General features: G+C 37.4%; 17 protein-coding genes, 5 tRNA genes and 1 pseudogene. 9 read left to right on the top strand and 14 right to left on the bottom strand.

Annotated elements, in window-relative coordinates:
* The first annotated feature begins 99 nt into the window (after window positions 1-99).
* The 3 genes from CIK00_RS00415 to CIK00_RS00405 all read left to right on the top strand — a co-directional run bounded on the left by CIK00_RS00415 (window position 100) and on the right by CIK00_RS00405 (window position 1,475).
* Window positions 100-489, top strand: a complete 390-nt coding sequence (locus CIK00_RS00415; RefSeq protein WP_101766960.1) for a hypothetical protein — start codon at window positions 100-102, stop codon at window positions 487-489.
* Window positions 490-510: 21 nt separating this feature from the next.
* Window positions 511-1,305, top strand: coding sequence for an ATP adenylyltransferase family protein (locus tag CIK00_RS00410; protein WP_101766959.1), 795 nt, complete (start codon window positions 511-513; stop codon window positions 1,303-1,305).
* 79 nt (window positions 1,306-1,384) lie between these two features.
* Window positions 1,385-1,475 (top strand) — tRNA-Ser (locus CIK00_RS00405).
* 659 nt (window positions 1,476-2,134) lie between these two features.
* On the opposite strand, the gene CIK00_RS00395 is transcribed toward CIK00_RS00405, so the two are convergent.
* Window positions 2,135-2,506, bottom strand: coding sequence for a hypothetical protein (locus tag CIK00_RS00395; RefSeq protein WP_101766957.1), 372 nt, complete (start codon window positions 2,504-2,506; stop codon window positions 2,135-2,137).
* A gap of 289 nt (window positions 2,507-2,795) precedes the next feature.
* Here CIK00_RS00395 and CIK00_RS00390 point away from each other — a divergent pair, with 289 nt between their 5' ends.
* A complete protein-coding gene (locus CIK00_RS00390) occupies window positions 2,796-3,077 on the top strand; it encodes a hypothetical protein (protein WP_101766956.1) in 282 nt (93 codons plus the stop codon).
* Between the two features lie 261 nt (window positions 3,078-3,338).
* Window positions 3,339-3,707, top strand: a pseudogene (locus tag CIK00_RS00385) (carbohydrate-binding protein); the annotation flags it as partial.
* A 51-nt stretch (window positions 3,708-3,758) separates the two neighbouring features.
* On the opposite strand, the gene CIK00_RS00380 reads toward CIK00_RS00385, so the two are convergent.
* Together CIK00_RS00380 and CIK00_RS00375 are read right to left on the bottom strand one after the other, a co-directional pair.
* Window positions 3,759-5,066 carry a hemolysin family protein gene (locus tag CIK00_RS00380; protein ID WP_101766954.1) on the bottom strand — a complete coding sequence of 436 codons (1,308 nt, stop codon included), beginning with the start codon at window positions 5,064-5,066 and terminating at the stop codon, window positions 3,759-3,761.
* A gap of 381 nt (window positions 5,067-5,447) precedes the next feature.
* On the bottom strand, window positions 5,448-6,848 hold the full coding sequence (locus CIK00_RS00375; RefSeq protein ID WP_101766953.1) for an APC family permease: 1,401 nt from the start codon (window positions 6,846-6,848) through the stop codon (window positions 5,448-5,450).
* A gap of 240 nt (window positions 6,849-7,088) precedes the next feature.
* On the opposite strand from CIK00_RS00375, the gene CIK00_RS00370 reads away from it, so the two are divergent.
* From CIK00_RS00370 to CIK00_RS00355, 4 genes are all read left to right on the top strand, one after another.
* A complete protein-coding gene (locus tag CIK00_RS00370) occupies window positions 7,089-8,051 on the top strand; it encodes an HlyD family secretion protein (protein WP_101766952.1) in 963 nt (320 codons plus the stop codon).
* Window positions 8,044-8,970 (top strand): ABC transporter ATP-binding protein, encoded by a 927-nt coding sequence (locus tag CIK00_RS00365; RefSeq protein WP_101766951.1) that lies wholly within the window; start codon window positions 8,044-8,046, stop codon window positions 8,968-8,970. Before CIK00_RS00370 ends, CIK00_RS00365 begins: the two co-directional genes overlap by 8 nt.
* Complete coding sequence (locus CIK00_RS00360; protein ID WP_101766950.1) at window positions 8,967-10,076, top strand: ABC transporter permease; 1,110 nt, start codon at window positions 8,967-8,969, stop codon at window positions 10,074-10,076. Before CIK00_RS00365 ends, CIK00_RS00360 begins: the two co-directional genes overlap by 4 nt.
* Window positions 10,077-10,348: 272 nt before the next feature.
* Entirely contained in the window at window positions 10,349-11,410 is a 1,062-nt protein-coding gene (locus tag CIK00_RS00355) for an FAD:protein FMN transferase (protein WP_101766949.1), read from the top strand.
* A 105-nt stretch (window positions 11,411-11,515) separates the two neighbouring features.
* On the opposite strand, the gene CIK00_RS00350 is transcribed toward CIK00_RS00355, so the two are convergent.
* The 11 genes from CIK00_RS00350 to CIK00_RS00300 all read right to left on the bottom strand — a co-directional run bounded on the left by CIK00_RS00350 (window position 11,516) and on the right by CIK00_RS00300 (window position 17,969).
* Window positions 11,516-11,860, bottom strand: coding sequence for a hypothetical protein (locus tag CIK00_RS00350; protein ID WP_045036162.1), 345 nt, complete (start codon window positions 11,858-11,860; stop codon window positions 11,516-11,518).
* Between the two features lie 143 nt (window positions 11,861-12,003).
* Window positions 12,004-12,080: transfer RNA gene (locus tag CIK00_RS00345), tRNA-Val, on the bottom strand.
* A 44-nt stretch (window positions 12,081-12,124) separates the two neighbouring features.
* Window positions 12,125-12,201 (bottom strand) — tRNA-Val (locus CIK00_RS00340).
* 44 nt (window positions 12,202-12,245) lie between these two features.
* Window positions 12,246-12,322, bottom strand: a tRNA-Val gene (locus CIK00_RS00335).
* A 45-nt stretch (window positions 12,323-12,367) separates the two neighbouring features.
* Window positions 12,368-12,444, bottom strand: a tRNA-Val gene (locus CIK00_RS00330).
* A gap of 231 nt (window positions 12,445-12,675) precedes the next feature.
* Complete coding sequence (locus CIK00_RS00325) at window positions 12,676-12,936, bottom strand: DUF5062 family protein (RefSeq protein ID WP_101766948.1); 261 nt, start codon at window positions 12,934-12,936, stop codon at window positions 12,676-12,678.
* 253 nt (window positions 12,937-13,189) lie between these two features.
* Entirely contained in the window at window positions 13,190-14,560 is a 1,371-nt protein-coding gene (locus CIK00_RS00320; protein WP_101766947.1) for an MATE family efflux transporter, read from the bottom strand.
* 206 nt (window positions 14,561-14,766) lie between these two features.
* The gene (locus tag CIK00_RS00315) at window positions 14,767-15,921 is read right to left on the bottom strand and encodes a hypothetical protein (RefSeq protein WP_101766946.1); all 1,155 of its coding nucleotides are present in this window, start codon (window positions 15,919-15,921) and stop codon (window positions 14,767-14,769) included.
* Window positions 15,918-16,298 (bottom strand): GtrA family protein, encoded by a 381-nt coding sequence (locus tag CIK00_RS00310; protein ID WP_101766945.1) that lies wholly within the window; start codon window positions 16,296-16,298, stop codon window positions 15,918-15,920. The genes CIK00_RS00315 and CIK00_RS00310 overlap by 4 nt, the downstream gene beginning before the upstream one ends.
* Window positions 16,291-17,325 carry a glycosyltransferase family 2 protein gene (locus CIK00_RS00305; RefSeq protein ID WP_101766944.1) on the bottom strand — a complete coding sequence of 345 codons (1,035 nt, stop codon included), beginning with the start codon at window positions 17,323-17,325 and terminating at the stop codon, window positions 16,291-16,293. The genes CIK00_RS00310 and CIK00_RS00305 overlap by 8 nt, the downstream gene beginning before the upstream one ends.
* Window positions 17,322-17,969: a riboflavin synthase subunit alpha gene (locus CIK00_RS00300; RefSeq protein ID WP_101766943.1), complete on the bottom strand. Its 648-nt coding sequence runs from the start codon at window positions 17,967-17,969 to the stop codon at window positions 17,322-17,324. Before CIK00_RS00300 ends, CIK00_RS00305 begins: the two co-directional genes overlap by 4 nt.
* Between the last annotated feature and the right edge of the window lie 205 nt (window positions 17,970-18,174).

Here is an 18,174-nt window from a genome sequence, read left to right as displayed (position 1 = left end):
ATACGTGTAATTACAACTCAACATTGCATTTTTAATGCTAGTAAAAACAATTAAATAAGCATAATTTTATGTCTAGATTAGATATTAAGGAAAACTAATATGACTAACTTCCAGTTTTATACTTATGAATTGCCTTGTTTTAACTGCTATACACGTAAAGTTAAAACCGATCTTGGTTGGTTAACACCAAGCATGAAAACAGATATTATTGATCAAATTGAAGTAATGTTAAAACAACAAGGTAATGATTATAAACCTTATTTTACCGTACAAGTTGTTTGTACTGTTGATGAAGCAAAAGATTATTTGCTGTTAAATTATTACGATAATTCTGAGTCAGAAATTAATCACGGTAATATAACGCCAACGGTTGTTACTGAGATTGAAGATCAAATTACAGAACACATGACAGCAGAAGGTGTTGTTATCTTTAGTCATGAAATAGAATTACAAAACTGTGATGATTGCTTTCAAGAGAACGATGAGTAATTAAAAAATAGGAACAGAATAATGCTGTGGGATGCTTGTGAGGAAAAAACGAAAGTTGCGCTTGATAACGGTGATTTATTACCACTAACTAGCGACGATATTATTTATCAACAAGAGGGCGTTAATTATATTGTTAATTTGCTCACTGATAATATGAAAGTAAAACATTCTCTTGTTGTCTCAGCACAAGATCCCTTTGTGGCGCCGTATACTCATTGTGATTATATAACGGACATGGATACAGATTATGTTTGCTTATTAAATCGTTTTCCAATTATTGTTCCTCATTTGCTTATTTGTGCCAAAGATTACATTCCACAAACAGCTATATTAACGTTAGCTGATTTTGCTGCATGGGCTAAAGGTATTACGCGTAGTGATGTCTTGGGCTTCTTTAATGCAGGTCATGATGCGGGCTCTAGTCAAATGCATCGACATATGCAGCTTGTTAGAACATCTATTCCTTTAGAATCCCAGATAGTAAATGGACAGTTGCCGTTTAAACATACGGTGTTTACCTATACAGATCTAAATCCAAAACAACTCTATGCTGATTATTTAGTTGCAATGGCGTCTCTACAGTTAAATACCACTAAGTTAATAAATGGCTTAAGTGAATGTTTACCTTATAATATTTTACTTACTGAACGTTGGATGCTGATTATTCCACGGGTTAAAAATTACGTAGAAACCCTGGCCGGTCACGGAGTTAATTTTAGTGGTCGTTTTTTAGTGAGTTCTGAGCAGCAATTAGCATGGTTAAAAGACTATGGTTTCATGCATTTTTTAACTGATTGTGGATTTGTAGAAAAATAGCATATATTTGTTTATTATTTAAGCTGTTGCATCATAAAGACTTTACAACTGATAAGCTTATCATTACTATAGCGGCCATGGAGAGATGGCTGAGCGGTTGAAAGCACTGGTCTTGAAAACCAGCATACGTTTATAGCGTATCTAGGGTTCAAATCCCTATCTCTCCGCCACACATTAAAACGCCGCTATTTATTAGCGGCTTTTTTTCGTTTGCATAAAAGTAATGATGTAATAAGTAAAATAAAAGCGGGTTCAAATCCTCTAATGCCCCAAGCAGCTCCGCCACATTTAAGAAAGCCGCTATTTATTAGCGGCTTTTTTTCGTTTGCATAAAAGTAATGATGTAATAAGTAAAATAGAAGCGGGTTCAAATCCTCTAATACCCCGAGCAGCTCCGTCACATTTAAGAAAACCGTTAATGAAAATTAGCGGCTTTTTTTCGTTTACATAAAAGTAATGATGTAATAAGTAAAATAAAAGCGGGTTCAAATCCTCTAATGCCCCAAGCAGCTCCGCCACATTTAAGAACTATATTTTTACATAGAGTATTCAAACTAACCACGCGTCATTCCCTACAGTGAGGTTACGAACGAGATAGGGAATCTACTATTAGCATGTCGTAGTGTTATTGTTTGGCTTGATATTTCAGCTGATTTTTTAATGATGTCTTTAATGCTCAAATACGCAGTAAATAGATCACGGATAATTCATACTTCATTTCCGAGATGACGGATGATAACCAATGTCATTCTTTGCTGTGATATATGAATATTTTAAAAAAGCTGCTAGCAAGGCTAACAGCTTTATTGTTTAACGTTATAGCAGATGATTACTCACAAGCACTACAAGCTTGCAATGCGATTTCGTGCTCAAAAGTTACTTGGCCTAATGCTGTTGTGCTTGCTGCGATTTCTTGCTCAATATCTTTAAGATCATCAGTATCAATACCTTTTGATGCTACTTCATCTTCAGTGTAACCAAATGCATTTAATAATAAGTAATCACGTGCTTCTTCTTGGGTACATGTAATGATCGCTATAAGATCATCACCAAAAGTGGTATCCCCCGTGATAATTGCTGTAATTTGCTGTTGAACACTATCGTACATTGCTGGTGTTAACCAACCTAAATCTGCTTCAGCAGTATTTTTACGACAATCAAAGCAAGGAAGGAGCTGAGAATAGCTCTGAAAATTGTTCATGGAAAAGTATCCTGATCACAGTATTAATATGGCTTCGCAACTTATGCTAATTTAGTCTTAATTACTAGCGTAAAAGTGAAATTTTTATTCTGATGTTATTGTGGAATTCAATATGAAAATTAGAACGAAAGAATGTTATTACTATCAGATTTTATTGATGATTGAGAGATGAAGCTAGATTCAGTTGTTATAGTGCTAACCAGTAGTCTAAGATAACAACATATAAAAAATTACTTTTAGCATCATAGAGATAATATTATCGTTGATGTATGAATCAATAAGGATAAATATGAAAAAGATAATAATAGCTGCCGCGGTAGCAGTAGTTATAACCGGTTGCGCTGGTACTCCATCAAACAGCTATACAGTTGAAAATGCAGCTGGCGTGTCGTCGTGGGAGTTATGCCGAAATATTGGTTATCACGAGTTTTTTAACCGCGCTCAAAAAGCACAACAATTAACTCATTATGTGATTAATCGAGGGGATGTCGATCCACAAGCCTGTCAAGCAGCTGCTGCTGAAGGGAAAAAATTTGCAGAAGCGGAATACCGTAAAACAGGAGGCTACTAATCTTTTAGATACGCTTACTTACAATATTGTGAGCTAGTTATTCATCTGTATCGATTATAATTTATAAAATACAAACGATGATTATTTCACCATCTTTTTCTATTGTAAGTAAGGATTATGATTATTATGAAAAAAAGCGCATTGCTTGTTGTGTGTGTATTAAGTGCATTATCACTAAATGCTGTGTCATTAGCGGCACACGCAAATGATCGTCCAACAATATTACCGAGTGAGTGACCAGGATCGCAGACATGGAATAAAGCATCTGTGTATAACAAAGGTGATAGCGTACGTTATGTTGGGCGATTATGGGTCGCTAAATGGTGGACACAAGGTGATCGTCCTCAACGTAATAATGAGTCAGGTCCATGGAAGTTAATTCGTCTTAATGGCAATGATAATAATTATGACGATAACGACTACAATAATAATGATTATACTAAGCCTAATAGTTTTAAAGTTACGCGTTATCGTGAAGGCTTTAAATACAGTGCTGGCGATAGAGTGCGGATGCCTAATGGTAATGTTTACCGCTGTCGCAATTGGCCAGCAACGCCATGGTGTGAGTTAGCAGGTTATGCTCCTGGTAAAACGCAGCATTGGCGTGACGCGTGGTCTCGAGTAAAATAAGATTATTGTACTGAGTATCTGCCGTTGAGAGCAGATACTCATTAATGGCTGTTATTTCTTTTGTTTAGTTGATGATCGTGGATAGACATTTACTTTTTCAATGCGGTTATGCTCAATGACTAGAATTTCAAAACGCCACCGCTGCCAATCAATAATATCACCATTCTTTGGTAATCCACCTTTGATCCACATTAGCATTCCATTCAATGTTTGATAGCCATTTTGATCTTCATCCGGTAATTTTTTTAAATCTAATAAATCTTTTACAACCGTGATTGGCACCAGTCCGTCAAGGTGCCAATTATTGTCTGTTATTTTTTTGGACCATACATTACTAGGATCTTGAGTATTAAACTTGCCTGTTAGTGCTTCGAGCACATCTCGTGGTGTGACAATACCTTGAATATCACCATATTCATCAACAACAAAGGCTATTCTTGTACCTGAATCTTGAAACATATCTAACAGGTCGGTACCTGTCCATGTTTCAGGGATAAAGAGCGGTTGAGTAATGTAATCAATAATATTTTTTGGTGCTTCACTATTATTATCAAGTTCAAATTTTAATAATTGTTTGGCTGTTATCGTACCTTTAATATCATCGATGGTGTGATTACAAACGGGTAAACATGAAAATGGACTCGCTAATAGTTTTTGTTGATAGCTTTCAACACTATGGTCAAGATCAAGATAACTAATTGCATTACGGGGTGTCATCATGGATGAAATTTTACGATCATCGAAATGGAAAACATTACGTACCATTGTATGTTCTTGTTGATGAATAATACCGGCTTGAGAGCCTTCTGTAATAATGGCTTTGATATCATCTTCGGTTAAATGGGTGCTGTTATTGGTGTTTTTACTAAATACTCGCAAGAATAACTCTGTTGAACCCGCTAATAAGATAATAAAAGGCCGTGACAATAAAGATAAAAAAGCAATGGGGCGAGCGACTCGTAATGCCAAGGGTTCAGCATTAACTTGAGCATAACGTTTAGGGATTAACTCACCAATAACAATAGAGAAGTAGGTGAGAACGACAACAGCAATAATAGTTGCAGAAACAGATGCTGTGTGCGCTTGTACGCCAAAAGAGGTTAACCATGAAGAGATAGGTCCCGCTAAAGCAGCTTCACCTATTACACCGTTTAATATACCAATAATGGTAATGCCGATTTGAATAGTAGATAAAAAAGTGGTTGGTTTATTGGCGAGTTTTATTGCAGTCATCGCGCCTATATCACCCTCATCTGCGAGTACCTGAAGGCGATTTTTACGTGATGTTACTAAGGCTATTTCTGACATAGCAAACCAGCCATTCAGGATAACCAAAAAAATAAGAATTGCGATACTCATTAAAACTCCTAGCAATAAAATAGGCGAATTTATGATGAGAATCGATAAATAAGTCCGCCAAATAGGATGAATCGCCTATTAGGCCACTTCCTTCGTCATTATAACGCGCATATGAAAATATAAAATCTACATTTTAGTTAAATAATTTATTAAATATGTAAAGCACCATAATTGAGTGCTTTTAGTCTTATTGGTATAAAGATACAGCTTAAAACATAGCCAAATAGGAATAAAAAAACAGGTAGAGGATACATATAGATAAATTATGGATAAATAAGTGTGCTATTGGTATTGAATCAAGAGAACATTATTTATAAAAAAAGCCACAGTATTCAAGATGCTGTGGCTTTTTATGCTATTTACCGAGTGTTGTAATAATAATTAAGCTTGTTTCAATTGTTTATTTCGATAAATTATTGCTACCACGGCAGGTAAACTAAAAATAATAAAACCAGAAATTAAGGCAATTGCAGCAGTATGTTTATTGATGCTTGACGGCACATCGAAAGATACAAAAATAGTAACAAAGCAGCTTATTAGTCCAAGTGCTGATGCTATGACCATTCCAATTTTTCCACCAGGAACACGGAATGGACGATCAATATGATTGTGTTTACGACGTGATGCTAAGAAGCTGATAAAGATGCAAATATACATTACCATGTAGAGTTGCGTCATCAGGATATTCAATAACCACATACCTTGATTGACATTTGGTACTAACACAAACACTAATGATAATAAGCTTACGATAGCCCCTTGGAGCAATAATAATGGGACTGGTGCTTGATTACGGTTTTCTTTTGATAACCGAATTGGCATAAATTTATCTTTAGCTGCAACATGTAAACTTTTAGTTGGTGCAATGATCCAGTTATTTAGGCTGGCAAGACTACCAAAAACAATGGCAAGGGCGATTACAGGTAATAAGAATGGTAGATTCATATCCTTAAAAAAGGTTTTAAATGCCAGAATTATTCCTTCACTTAAACTTGAATTGCTATGTGAAACTACGGCTGCAATCGATAATGAACAGGCAGTAAGTGATACTAATATCATTATTGTCGAAATTAAAAGTGCTTTTGGATATGCTTTTTGAGGATTCTTCACTTCATTGGCATAAGCCGTTGTGATTTCAATACCCGTCAAAGATAAAACAACAGCAGTAAAACTTGCACCGATACCACTTTGTGAAAAGTCGGGTAACCAATCTGAAACATGACGTAATGAAATATGCGATGCTTCTGGGTTGGTATATGTCCAATACCCCCCTAATGCAATAATAAGCAGGATCGGGAAAATAAGACCAATCATGCCAAAAACATTAGTAATTAATGACGATAACCGTAAGCCAAAGATATTAACGAAGGTGAGTGCCCAAAAGATAATATTAATCATCACTAACATGAAAATATTATTTTCTGCTAAATGTGGGAAAAATGGGTAAGTACCAGTGGCTACGATAAATGAGATGAGTGGTGGGTAATAGACAATATTTTCAGCATATTGATACCATACCGTTATAAAACCAAAGTTATGGCCTAATGTTTCTTTACCCCAAAGATAAACGCCACCTTGTTTAGGGTACGTTGTGCTCATTTCTGCACATACTAATGCTGTCGGAACAAAAAAGCATAATCCTGCAAGCATGAAAAAAGAAATAGCATGGCTACCAAAGAGTGCTGCTCCCGGTAAATTACGGATACTATCCACCGAGGTTATCGTGATCATTATTATCGAGAAAACGCTTAACTTTGCAGCAGATTTTGCGATATCGCCCATTAAAGGCCCTCAGGTTAAGTCCGTAAATGTGTTATAAAACAGCAATCATACGGTATTTAAAAGTAAAAAGAGCGGCATTCTAAAGTCTAAGCTTATATGGGTATATAGGTAAAAATGGTATGTTTATTATCAAAAATGGTAATAAGAATTCAGTATAGTGAACGATACGTGCTTTTATTATATATTTTGAGATTAAATAAGTAATTTAAGACCGATGTTATTTTTATAATGGAGTGAGCAATGAAAAGTTTATTATCGAAATGCTATCTATTTATTCCATTATTGCTCGGTATATCAGGCTGTAATGATCATCGTGAAGAATTAGCATTAGGTACGATTGAACGCGACCAAATTACATTGACTGCAACGGCAAATGAAATCATTACAACGCAACCTACGATTGAAGGCTGTGTTGTAAAAAAAGGTGATGTTGTCGTCACATTACAATCTCAACAACAGCAGACTAGACTGATTAAAGCGCAAGCACAGCAACAACAAGCACAAGCCTACTTGCAACGGTTAACAAATGGTTCTCGCCCAGAAGATATTGCTACAGCACAAGCTAAAGTTGAGCAATACCAAGCTAATTTTAGAGAGAGAAATACAGATAACAGGCGTGCTAAACAGCTTTTTTTAAAGAAAATGGTTTCTGTGGCTGAACGAGATAGCGCGCAAACGCAACGGGACATTGCACAAGCTGAATTACAAGCAGCAACCAATGAATTAGATAAATTGCTGCATGGCGAGCGTATTGAAGATATAAAACAAGCGCAGGCTGCACTTGTGGTGGCGACGGCAGAAGTGGCACTTCAGCAGCAAATTCTACAAGACTATACTATTGTCGCAACCCGTAACGGAATTTTAGAACGTTTGCCTTACCATGTGGGTGATCGTGTCGCTAAAAATGCGACGGTTGCGATTATCACCACGCATACCGTTCCTTATGCACGTATTTATGTTCCTGAACCTTATCGCGTTAATATAACCGCTGGAAAAAAATTAACCATTCATGTTGATGGCATTAAGACGTCTTATCAAGGCACCGTACGTTGGATAGCAATAATCCCTTCTTTTACGCCTTATTACACCCTTAATGGTAGCGATAAATCGTGGTTAGTTTATTTAGCTGAAGTTGATTTTCCTGATAGTGGTCGTGAATTACCTGCGGGCGTTCCAGTACAAGTGGAGATGCCGCATGAATGAGAATGCGATTATTGCGACTAATGTAACACGTAAATTTGGTGATTTTGTTGCCGTTGATAATCTTAATTTAGCGGTACCGAAAGGCACTATTTATGGTTTTTTAGGCCCTAATGGTTGCGGTAAATCCACCACATTAAGGATGCTAACCGGACTATTAACGCCGACGACTGGCTGTGTGAATGTACTGGGGCTCGATATTCCACGCCAAGCCGAGCAACTACGTTTGCGTATTGGGTATATGACACAAAAATTTTCGTTATACCAAGATCTAACTGTTCAAGAAAACCTTGAGTTTATGGGACAGATTTTTGGTATACCCAAAGCGCAGCGTAAGCGACGAATTCAACAACAATTAATCACTTATGGACTTGATCAACGGGCTAAACGACGAGCGTCAGAATTAAGTGGTGGTCAGCGACAACGACTTTCTTTAGCCGCAGCAACAATTCACCAGCCAGATTTACTACTGCTAGATGAACCTACTTCGGCGGTTGACCCTGAAAATCGCCGTGAATTTTGGGAGCAACTGTTTGATCTTTCAGATCAAGGTACCACTATTTTAGTCACAACCCATTATATGGATGAAGCTGAACGCTGCCATGGATTAGCTATTATGGACGCAGGTGTGGTACGTGCTAATGGATCACCTTACGCGCTTATGGATGCTATGGCGGTAACAGTTGTTGAGATAGAAGCGCAGCAATTACGGCGACTTAAAGCGCAAATTATACAACTTCCTCTGGTGAGATCAGCAGCACAATTAGGGGTTCGATTACGGGTATTAGTGTCAAAAGAAATTAATGATCCCATCGGCTGGTTACAATTACAAATACCGACATTAGAACAAGCAGTTATGACTATCAGTCGACCGAGTCTTGAAGATGTTTTTGTAACCTGTACTGGTGAGGGGCGACAATGATCACTCGATTATGGTTAAGCCTATTGCGGATCAACGCTATTATTGGTAAAGAGTTACGGCAGCTAAGTCGGGATCGTATTACCTTTGGCATGATCGTGATGATCCCGCTCATTCAATTGCTATTGTTTGGTTATGCTATCAATACAAATGTTAGAAATGTTCCTACTGCGATAGTCGATCAAAGCCATTCAGCAACAGGACGGATGTTGGTGGAATCGATTAAAGCTACGCAAGTTGTTGATGTGATCGCAAGTTACGCGACACCGCAACAAGGTCAGCAAGCGATTATGGATGGCAAAGTAAAAGCAGTATTGGTGCTTCCCTCTGATTTTCAGCGTCGAATAGACCAGCAGCAAGTGATTGGGCAATGGTTAGTGGATGGTTCTGATGCATTAATCAGTTCAACCATTATGCAATTACAAAAAATGCCATTAACTGAAGTGATCCCTCAACGGAAAGCACAACCGAATAATTTTGAAGTAACGTTATATTTTAATCCTGAGCGTCGCTCTGCGATTAATATTATTCCCGGGTTACTTGGGATTATATTAACCATGACGATGATTCTATTTACTTCCGTAACGATTGTAAGAGAGCGTGAGCAAGGCAATTTAGAGTTATTGATCACTACGCCAATTCAACCGTTAGAATTAATGCTAGCTAAGATAACACCGTATATTTTTATCGGTATTATTCAATCAATCATCATTTTAGGATTAGGGTATGTCATTTTTGATGTACCAATCAATGGCTCGTTAGTACAAATTTTTCTAGGAACTGTGTTATTTATTTTGGCAAGTTTAACGCTCGGCTTAGTGATATCAACAAAGGCAACAACGCAGTTACAAGCCATGCAAATGACAATATTTATATTATTGCCGTCTATTTTGCTGTCAGGATTTATGTTTCCGTATGAAGGTATGCCTGTTGTTGCTCAATGGATTGCGGAGGTATTACCGACGACACACTTTATTCGTATTATTCGCGGTATTGTGTTGCGAGGGGCTGATTTGGTTGATCTGTGGCGAGATACATTATGGTTAGTAATATTTACCATTATTGGGTTAATCATTGCGTCAATTAGGTTTAAGAAAACGTTAGATTAGTGATTTAAAAGTAAAGGATATATAGGTAATGCCTTGTTTTACAGGTTATTTTTTTGTGATGTTAACCGGGGCGGATGACAAAAATATGGCAGTTTTACTGTAGAAATAAGATGGTTTGAAGACAAATTGAAGATAGGATAAAAGAATGAATGGTGCATGTTTGTGATAAAAAAATAATAACATGACTTATTATTCTCTAGGTGCATCTTTCTGGTATTGCTTGGTTGCTATTGTTAGACTGCGGGCATTGTTTAGATAGGTAAGGCCTTTTTATGTTCACCCGTTCGCCACAGTTATCATTAAAGCGAAGCTATGTTGCTGCGTTGTCGTTATCAGCTATTGTTGTATTGTCTGGCTGTAGCCAAGCACCAAAGTTACAAAAGATCTCTGGTTTTGCTGAGGGGACTACTTACCATGTGACATATTGGTCAAAGCAGGATGTACCTGTTGCGAAAGTGACAGAGCAATTTAATAAAAAGCTGGCAGCGATTGATAAAGAATATTCTACCTATCGGAATGACTCGTATATTTCTGAGTTTAACCACAGTACATCGACTCAATGGCAACCCGCGTCTAAAGATTTCATATATATGTTGTCGTTAGCCAAAAAATTAAATAAAGATAGCCATGGATGTTATGACCCAACAATCCAGCCATTATATAAATTATGGGGCTTTCAAGGGCATACTTTGCATGTCCCTACACCACAGCAAATAGCGTCGATTAAAAAAGACATTGGGATTGATAAGATTGAAATAGATCCGGTGAATTTACGGATCAGAAAAACCATTCCTCAAGTACAAGTGGACTTATCCTCAATGGGCGAAGGCTATGCCATTAGTCAGCTAAGCAAAATTTTAGAAGCCGATGGTGTTAATAATTATTTGGTTGAGTTTGGCGGCGATATGAAAATTAAAGGTCGCAAACTGGAAGGGCAAAAGTGGCGAGTTGCGATTGAACAGCCGAGAGCATTAAAAGACGGTATTCGTCCTTATACTATTGTTAATATTAATGCTGACGATGGTGTTTCATTAAATACATCAGGTACCTATCACCATAACTTTAAAGATGGTGAAAAAGATTATTCTCATATTTTAGATACTAGAACTGGTGCGCCCGTAACGCATAATTTGGTATCAGCATCAGTCTTTGGTCATGATCCTGTTGTTGGGGATGCGTGGGCAACCTCAATGTTATGTTTGGGGCCTGTAGAAGGGAAAGTTGTTGCCAATGAGCAGGACTTACCGGTGTACTTTATTCAAAGTGAAGGTAAAACATTTAAGAGTTCTGACAGTGAGTCTCTTAAAAACTATCAGCGTATTACGTTAAGTTAAGCGTATTTTAAATGAATATGAGATAGTGATAAGCCACTCAAACGAGTGGCTTTTTTATTTATTTTATACAGATACAGATACAGATACAGATACAGACATTTTGCATTAATGCTTGAACGTCGTCGTATCATTATCGCTGGTGGCATTGATATCGCCAGCAGGATTAAGTAGGTGTGGTACGATTTTAGGCAAGTTTAATTCAATATCATTATCTGTGACGGGGTTAATCGCAGTGTTATACCAACCCAGTAAGCCTAAAACGGCATAGCCAATAGCATCATCACTGTCACGATGCTCAAGAATGATTTGTAGAAAACGTAAGATAGCTTTGTCGTTTGATTTAGCTTGAACTAACGTTTCATCAAAAACAGCCGTTGCTTCAGCCAATAAACCTTCAAATTCAGTATCAATTGATACTTTAAACGAGCCACCATCAACAGTAATTTTCATTGTTATATCGTCAATTATTATAATTGATATAAATATTACCTAATTACCAATCGGTTGTCGCCATACTGCGGTATTGATTAACATTGTTATGATCCAGACACAAAAAAGCCTACTAAAAAGTAGGCTTGGTTGTATCTAAAAGATGGTGCTCGCTACTGGACTCGAACCAGTGACACCTTGCATGTCATGCAAGTACTCTAACCAACTGAGCTAAGCGAGCAAATTGTACGGTTATAAACCGCCGTTAAGCCATTTATTTGAAACTGGTGCTCGCTACTGGACTCGAACCAGTGACACCTTGCATGTCATGCAAGTACTCTAACCAGCTGAGCTAAGCGAGCAAATGGTACTGCTATAAACCGCTGTTAAGCCATTTATTTGAAACTGGTGCTCGCTACTGGACTCGAACCAGTGACACCTTGCATGTCATGCAAGTACTCTAACCAACTGAGCTAAGCGAGCAAATTGTACTGCTATAAACCGCTGTTAAGCCATTTATTTGAAAATTGGTGCTCGCTACTGGACTCGAACCAGTGACACCTTGCATGTCATGCAAGTACTCTAACCAACTGAGCTAAGCGAGCAAATTCAGCTTAATTACTGTTGAATCGTAATCAGCGAATGACAAGCATAGTAGCGAGTCACTTTCATCTAGGCAAGTGTTTAAATAGACTTTTTTAGTAAATTCAGTGCGTTTGCTTGCACAATAGCCAGTTTGGTCAAATTTGGTGATGGTTAAATAGACGAATGTGATATTACGCATGTTATTTTTGAGGGACGCCACCAGTATTTTACTGGTGGCTATGTAAAAAGGGTTATTGAAGCAGTTCGTGATTTTCTGGTAATAGACGAATAATCCACAATACCAGTTTATGTTTCATGTTAACGCCATCTTCTTTATCAACAGCTAATGGTGTTATTTGTTTACATTGCACTAATAAGCGATAAATACATTCCACGCGATCGGTCGAACCGATACCGCGATTTAAATCATTAAATCCTTGTTTTTTTGCAAAGGCGAAACCGAGTTCTAATGCTTTTTTTAATAGTTTTGCTTCGTTTTTATGTTTTTTCATTCTTATCTCCCTGAACTTCTGATTGAGTGTAGTTTACCTATTCTCAAAATGAACTAATAGTAGCAAAAATGATAATTGATGTTGGTAGCAATTTATTGATATCCAACCTTAAATTGGCAACATCTAAATAATCATTACCAATAATACACATGATCAATAGTTGCTTGTTGAAATTGGCGTTGAAGTTGAGTTGTTTATTTTAGATAAAAAAGCGATCCTAAGATCGCTGATTTCAATAAGTGACTCTTTACTATTAGCGTAATGACATCTCAATTTGTTTTTGCGTATCAAGTTTATGAACCCAATGCATACGCGCACCAAGCATTATCGCAGCAGACGTTAAGCCAATAATAAAGCCGATCCAGAACCCTTCAGGTCCCATTGGCTTAACTATCCAATCAGTCATACCTAAAATATAACCAATAGGTAATCCTAATAACCAGTAAGCAATAAAGGTGCAGAAGAAGATTGCCCGCATATCTTTATAGCCACGTAGTGCACCAGCAGCAACAACCTGTACAGCATCGCTACATTGATAAATGGCGGCTAATAGAAGTAGTTGGCTTGCAAATAGAATAACTTCAGGGTTATCCGTATACAGTAAGGCAATTTGTTCACGGAAAATCACCGTTAGAATCGCAGTACAAAATGCTAATGATATGCCTACGAATAATCCACAATGACTGGCAATTTTAGCGCCAATAATGTCTTCTTGCCCCATTTTATGGCCAACACGAATACTAACCGCAGCAGCGATGCTCATTGGTAACATATAGACTAAGGACGAGAAATTCATCGCAATTTGGTGGGATGCGACTTTCATTGGCCCCAGCGGTGAGATCAATAACGCAATGACTGCAAATAAAGAGACTTCAAAAAATAATGATGCAGCGACAGGAAAGCCTAATTTAAACAAACGACTGATTGCAGCAAATTTAGGTGGATAAATTACCCCAAACACATTAAGACGGTTAAGGCGCTTATTGATTAAGACAAAAGCAAGCATTGCAAAGAACATAAACCAGTAGACGATAGTGGTAGCAATACCACAACCTACACCACCCATCGCTGGCATACCAAATTCACCGTAAACAAAAATCCAGTTTAAGGGAATATTTAGTAATAGTCCTAAAAAGCCAATTACCATGCCAGGGATAGTAAAAGATAAGCCTTCAGAGAAACTTTTGAGTGTTTGGAAGAATAGAAATGCGGGTACAGCGAATAATACCGCATGTAAATAACCAACCGTCTTTTCAGCCAATACGGGTTCTACATTCATGTAGTGGATTAAAATACCCGCGTTGTAAAGAATCAACATTGTTGGAATTGAAATTAATACCGCTAAAATAAAAGCGGTTTGAATTTCAAATGGTATCTTTTCTTTTTTTCCTGAACCACTAAGTTGAGCAACGATAGGAACAATCGCCATCAGCAAGCCAACCCCAAATAAAATTGAGGGAAGCCAAATACTTGCAGCGACAGCAACGGCTGCCATGTCTGTTGCACTTACGCCACCAGCCATAACGGTATCAACAAAACCCATTGATGTTTGGGCAACGGAAGCAATTAAAACAGGGATCGCAAGTTTGAGTAGTTGTGCTGTTTCTTTTCTGTAGTTTTGCACTCAGCAAGGCTCCAAAAATGAGGAAAAAAGGGGGGAGGGAATCAATAGTTGCTAGTTACTATATAATGCACCCTGAATGAGGCTGGATTATATAAATAAAACTAATAAAGCCAAGTAATATTTACGATTTTATGTAGATAAAAAGAAACGGCCTTAATAGTTGATCATCGAGGCCGTTAGGTTACGTTGATAGTTATTGTATTTGTTTAGACAGTAAAGAATTGGTGCCCAAAGAAACCAATTGTAATAAAAGTACTTGCAGCACTAAAAATACATAGCATTGGCGTCTTAATACTTGGATAACGTTCGATCAGTAAGGCTAACCCAAGGAAGGTAGGGTAAAGCCCAAAGGCGTAACGTGGCATTGCATTAAGGCTTGATGAAAGAGGCAGTATTAAGCAAATAAACATAAACAGTGCTTCGGCATAATATTTACGGACAACTAAGTAAATATTTAGCGCAAAGGCAAGTAATGCCATGATCGCGAGGTATAATTTAGGACCACCTGTTTCAAAGCCAAAGATTAACCAATGGAATGGATTAGCCAGTTGACGTCCCCACGCTATTTGAATATGTCCAAACGCCAGCGCATCCCCAACATAAAAATACATGTAAGTCATAAAGCCAAAAAAGCCAAATGGAATCACCCAAATTGCCGCTAATACTTTCAGTGCGGGGGTTTTAAAGCGTAAGAAACTTTGAATACCATAATGTTGAATTGCAATAATTAACACTGGGAAAACTAAAAATACGCCTAAGTTACGTGTAACGGCTGCGAGCATGCCTAAAATAGCGACCAAAAACCATTGCTGACGATAGCTAAATAAGAACACCCCAGCCACTAATGCAATAAATAGTGGCTCAGTATAACCAGCAGAGGAATAAACCGTATAAGGTGAAAAACACAATATCCACACTATGGTAGAACGTGTTTTAGCACTTATTTTTATCTGTTTTAGTACCATTAATACCATTGGTAGACTAAGCAAAAACGCAAGATTAGAAGTAAATGCTAACCCAAAGCGGTAGTTATTAATGGGGTTTTCAAAGGTGGTTAAATGCGAGAATATCCAGCCAAGAAAAGGTTGTAATGGCATAAATGCCCAATTGGCGGCATTTTTTTGTCCAAGCCATTGCGGAATGAGATCGTAACCATTATCAATAATGCGATAGAACCATACACAGTCAAAACGACAGACAGTTTGTAATAAGGGTTGTTCTGCATAATGGCCTGTCATAAACATATTTACGCCCCAAAGACCAAGAGCGTAGATCACAATACGACTAATAATGACAGCAAAAATCAAATTCAGCCAATCTTTACGGGTTAGGCGAATATCTGTAAGCGATAAGAGATTCATTTAAAGACCCAAAATTTCGATAAAATAAAAGTAATAATGGGTACACACAACGTTGAAATTGTCACGGCAACCCAACCTTTTACGTGAGCTGTTTGTAATAATGTCACTAGAATGAGGTTATTAATTAAAAAGCCAAACAAAGACACCGCTAAAAATTTAAAAAATGAGCCTTTTTGAGCAAAGGTAAAATGGCGGTGACCAAAATAGGAGACTAAAAAAGCAATACTAAAACCGAGTATATTTGCGATATATTCTGATGGATGTGCAATTTGAAAAAAGTACAGCCTTACTACTGATAGATGTACGGCAGTTGCTAATAATCCTACCAGGGCAAAGCGATTCAGTTGCCAAAAATGTTTAAGAAAAGACTCATTCATAACGATTACTATACTTGTTTAAGGTTGTTTGTGTGTGGTGTTGATTGTTTGATTCTTGTCGGTTATTTCTATAGTTACCGTAAACATCCTCTACTAAATAAATAGGTCGGTGTTTAAGCTCGGTATAAATACGGCTGACATAACCACCAATTACCCCTAGAGAGATTAGTTGAATACCGCCTAAAAAAAGTACGACTGAAATCGTCGAAGCATAACCTGGCGTATGGACGCCAAAACATAAGGCACTAATAACGATATACATTAAAAAGATGAAAGATAACAATGAAATACCAAATCCTACAAACCCCCATACTCGTAATGGCCATGCGGTAAAGCTAGTAATTCCGTCCATTGCAAAGTTCCACAACTTCCAGTAATTAAATTTAGTATCACCGATAAAACGTTCAGGACGCTGAAAATTGACGCCAGTAGCACGTAAAGATGACCAGGCAAGTAAGCCTTTCATAAAACGATTACGTTCAGGTAATTGTTTAACGGTTTCAATAACGCAACGATTAATTAATCTAAAGTCACCTGCATTTTCAGGCAGTGTTGTTTCAGCAGATAAGAAATTAAAGAAACGGTAGAACCCGCCAGCGGTTAATCGCTTGGTATAGGTATCTTGTGAGCGATCGACGCGTACACCATAAATAGTGTCATAGTCACCAGTAAGCCATAGGTCAACAAATTCAAGGATCACTTCTGGTGGATCTTGCAAATCAACATCCATAATAACAGCAGCATCACCTTGAACGTAATCTAAACCGGCTGTCATTGCGGCTTCTTTGCCAAAGTTACGGGCAAAATTTATTAATGAGATACTTGAATCTTGCTCTATCATTTTATCAATAACATACTTGGTATTATCTTTACTGCCGTCATTAATAAATACAATATCTATGTGAGATCGAATGCTACTTAGTTTGTCATTAATAGCAGCCAAGAACGGCTCAATGGCCACTTCTTCATTGTAAACTGGCACAATAAGTGATAAACGATAATCAAGCGGGTTTGGTTGGTGGTTCATTTTATATTCCCAATTTTTTGATTAAAATGGCCAGTATTATGTGGCAAAAGTAAAGTATCTACATTCATTGGTGCTAGGCTAATTGTGGTGACTTGCAATGGTATCGGCGTGGTTACTATGAATGTTTGTAATTGGTGTGCTGTAGGAAAAAATTGTTGTTGTGGCAATTGAGCAACTAACGTGTTCCCTTGCGCTTGTAATATGCCTTGATGATGATTAAACGTAAATGTAAGCGGTTTTAGCTGTGATTGTGTTTTTGCGAAGGTGAATTTAATCTTGACGTTGGTTGTTGGCGCAGAGGCTAGGGTAAAATATAGGCCGCCTTGCTGCGTTAATTCTCGCATTTTGTTATCAGTATCAAAGCTCCAGCCTGCGCGGGATAAATTAGGTATCTTGTCAGTTACATTTAAATTACTGGGTATCGCTAAAGTCAGATTAGGTTGCTTGGGTTGCCAATATAATGTCTGATTTTTTATATAATAAGCCTTATAAGCAAGGCTGACATTGGGTGTTATTGCTTTGTAAAGTACCCAAACATAGTACCCTGATAACACTACTAATAAGCTAATAAGTACTGCTCGCAAAGTAGATTGCTTATGTTGTTGTGTTGGCCGTGTAACGGTCGATGAGACGCTAGCAGTCATAGAGTACCTTTAATGCGTATTATATTTATTAGCTAAATGTAGAAAATAGAGAAAGTTAGATAAAATAGGCTAACTTTTATTGTTATACAAGTAATACGCTTATCGTATTGAAAAGTGTCACCTTAATGTCAAAACGTAAATTTTAATAAAAATAGTGGGTAAAGAGTTATTTTATTCAATATATAAGTATAAATTGAATAGTATT

It is taken from the genome of Photobacterium carnosum, from assembly GCF_002849605.1.
In the GTDB taxonomy this organism is placed as follows: Bacteria; Pseudomonadota; Gammaproteobacteria; order Enterobacterales; family Vibrionaceae; genus Photobacterium; species Photobacterium carnosum.
Note: the sequence above shows the minus strand (reverse complement) of the source record. Positions and strands in the feature narration are given on the sequence as shown.